The sequence below is a fragment of the Moorena sp. SIO4E2 genome (genome assembly GCF_010671945.1).
In the GTDB taxonomy this organism is placed as follows: domain Bacteria; phylum Cyanobacteriota; class Cyanobacteriia; order Cyanobacteriales; family Coleofasciculaceae; genus Moorena; species Moorena producens.
In genome coordinates this window covers 1-2,292 of record NZ_JAAHIE010000905.1, presented here as the reverse complement: position 1 = coordinate 2,292, position 2,292 = coordinate 1, and the positions used below count along the sequence as shown (strand labels likewise).

Below are 2,292 nucleotides of genomic sequence, written 5' to 3'. Positions count from 1 at the left end.
CTAGTAACAACAGTAATAAAAAGCCAACTACTGTAGGCGGTAGCACTATCGGAAGGGTTAAGATACTATCAATAATTCCTTTACCTTTCCCTCGATAGCTAAACATCCAGCCCGCTACTGTAATTCCTAGAAAGAAAGCAAAGATAGTAGCCAAGCCAGCAGTTTTTATGGAAATCCATAAAGGAGATAAATCTTCCATAGGTTAGTTAATTGTCAATTATCAACCATAGTAAACCCATACATCAAAAATACCGTTTTAGCTGAATCACTCATAATAAACTGTACAAACTGGTTAGCATGATCAGGGTTTTTAGACTCCTTCAATACCGCTACTGGGTAGATAATCCGGGAGTAAGACTCTGGCGGAGCAGTAGCAACTATTTTAACTTGGTTTGATAGTTTAGCATCTGTTGCATACACCAATCCAGCATCCACATTACCTGTTTCCACATAAGATAGAACTTGGCGAACATCTTTGCCAAAAACCAACTTGGGTTTGAGCTTATCAAACAAATTAAGAGTATTGAGAACTTCCTTAGCATACTGTCCAGCTGGTACACTTTCCGGGTCTCCCATGGCTATTTTACTGATGTTATCAGACCTTAAGTCCTTAAAATTAGAGATACCATTCTCGTCTTTAGGAGTAACTAAAACTACCTGATTAGTAATAAGACTTTGCCTTGTACCTTTCTTGATGCAGTCGCTCATGGGGGTTTCCCCCAAGACCGCGCTGCATCGCTCTAGTAAAAGCCCCTTAGATTCCAGAGCATTCATCTGTTTCGGAGCTGCTGATATAAAAATATCCACTGGCGCTCCCTGTTCGATTTGTTGCTGCAACGAACCAGAGGATGCAAAGTTATAAATAATAGTAACATCTGGTGTTTCCTTAGTGTAGAGTACTTTGATAGCTTTCATCGCATCTTGTAAGCTAGCAGCCACTGATACCGTTAGGCTCACCACTTCTGGCTGTTGATTGTTAAGAGTAGGAGCATTGCAAGCTACTAAAACTAAGGATAGACTTAAGCACAGAAACCATGATCTAATTAGGGATTTAACCATAAAACTGAGTAGTAGAGTTATAGCGCTTTTTAGTAAGCGCGAGGTTCATTTAAATTTTATTCCCGATTCCCGACTCCCGATTCCCGATTCCCTACTCCCTACCCAATTAGATACTTAACAACGGGAGCATGTCACCTTTGTAATTAGGTAAATAGATCCCCCCTAGCCCCCCTTAAAAAAGGGGGGAATTAGATTCAAAAGTCCCCCTTATTAAGGGGGATTTAGGGGGATCTAAATCAGGGATTAACAAAATTGACATGCTCCCCTTAACAACAAAAAAAATAGCCGTATAAATCATGTCCACGGCTATTTCAAGTCCACAGTAAGTGGAGTTAAATCGCTCTCTTGATGCAGTCGCTCATGGGGGAAACCCCCAAGACCGCGCTGCATCGCTATGTCACTCAGTTCCCGAACCCATCGAGAAATGATCCTATTTTATCAGACCGGAGCCTTTGCCCAAGGGGGGGGGAAACCCCCCAGAAACTAACGTGTTAACGCAGCATCCAATACTTAGTGATGATAGTAATCACCTCCCCTGGCATGCCGGTAGGTTGCAGAGGACTCCACTCGGAAGCCTGTGCGTAGCCCATGGCAGAGAGGGTATGAATACTATTAGTTACTGCTTGACGAGGCCCCTTTAAAATGTGCTGAACAGGTTGTTCTTTTGGGAAAAGATCTTCAAGATTAATGCCAGGAATTGGATGTTCAGGATTATTGTCGGGGTTAGGGATAAATTCTTGCGACATAGCTCAAGAGTTGAATTTTGTTTATATGATTATTGTAATGATTATAGTATTAATTTGTCAAGGGGTTTTTATAATTTTTTTGGGGGTTATTTTAAGGGTAAAAAAAAAGCGATCGCGTAGCGGCTCTTTCAGAGCATCGCAAAGATTATGCGATCGCTTTTTTTTGTATTAATTTTAACGATAGACCTGTTCTATGTTGCCTACCTTTACAGATAAACTTTTTACTTGGTGCTCTTAATTATTTATTTTTTCTAAACAATGAACCAGCACCTAAAGCACTAAGTCCCAGTAGTGCTAATCCAGAAGCAGGTTCAGGTACACTTGCTGGATTAACCAAGTTTGAGGGAACTTTATTAATGCTGGTGATAGTTTCGCTAAAATTAGGATTGGGATCAACATCAACCCAGTTTGAGGGAAGGTTGGTGATAGTTTCGCTAAAATTAGGATTGAGATCAACATAGATAGTTGGAGGAAAGAAGACTGAGTC

4 protein-coding genes and 1 pseudogene are annotated in these 2,292 nt (G+C 40.8%); 1 reads left to right on the top strand and 4 read right to left on the bottom strand.

Annotated features, from left to right (window positions below; all coding sequences use genetic code 11):
• Positions 1-199 (bottom strand): annotated as a pseudogene (locus tag F6K37_RS38815) (molybdate ABC transporter permease subunit); the annotation flags it as partial.
• A 14-nt stretch (positions 200-213) separates the two neighbouring features.
• Positions 214-1,059 carry a molybdate ABC transporter substrate-binding protein gene (modA, locus tag F6K37_RS38810; RefSeq protein ID WP_502887816.1) on the bottom strand — a complete coding sequence of 282 codons (846 nt, stop codon included), beginning with the start codon at positions 1,057-1,059 and terminating at the stop codon, positions 214-216.
• Between modA and F6K37_RS38805 the strand changes: the two genes are divergently transcribed.
• On the top strand, positions 992-1,177 hold the full coding sequence (locus F6K37_RS38805; protein ID WP_287256526.1) for a hypothetical protein: 186 nt from the start codon (positions 992-994) through the stop codon (positions 1,175-1,177). The two genes, modA and F6K37_RS38805, sit on opposite strands and share 68 nt — an antisense overlap.
• 373 nt (positions 1,178-1,550) lie before the next feature.
• Here F6K37_RS38805 and F6K37_RS38800 read toward each other — a convergent pair whose 3' ends face one another.
• Both F6K37_RS38800 and F6K37_RS38795 read right to left on the bottom strand, forming a co-directional pair.
• Positions 1,551-1,805 (bottom strand): hypothetical protein, encoded by a 255-nt coding sequence (locus F6K37_RS38800; protein ID WP_287256525.1) that lies wholly within the window; start codon positions 1,803-1,805, stop codon positions 1,551-1,553.
• A gap of 238 nt (positions 1,806-2,043) precedes the next feature.
• Positions 2,044-2,292 (bottom strand): PEP-CTERM sorting domain-containing protein (locus tag F6K37_RS38795; RefSeq protein ID WP_287256522.1); only part of this gene is annotated, 249 nt, incomplete at its 5' end.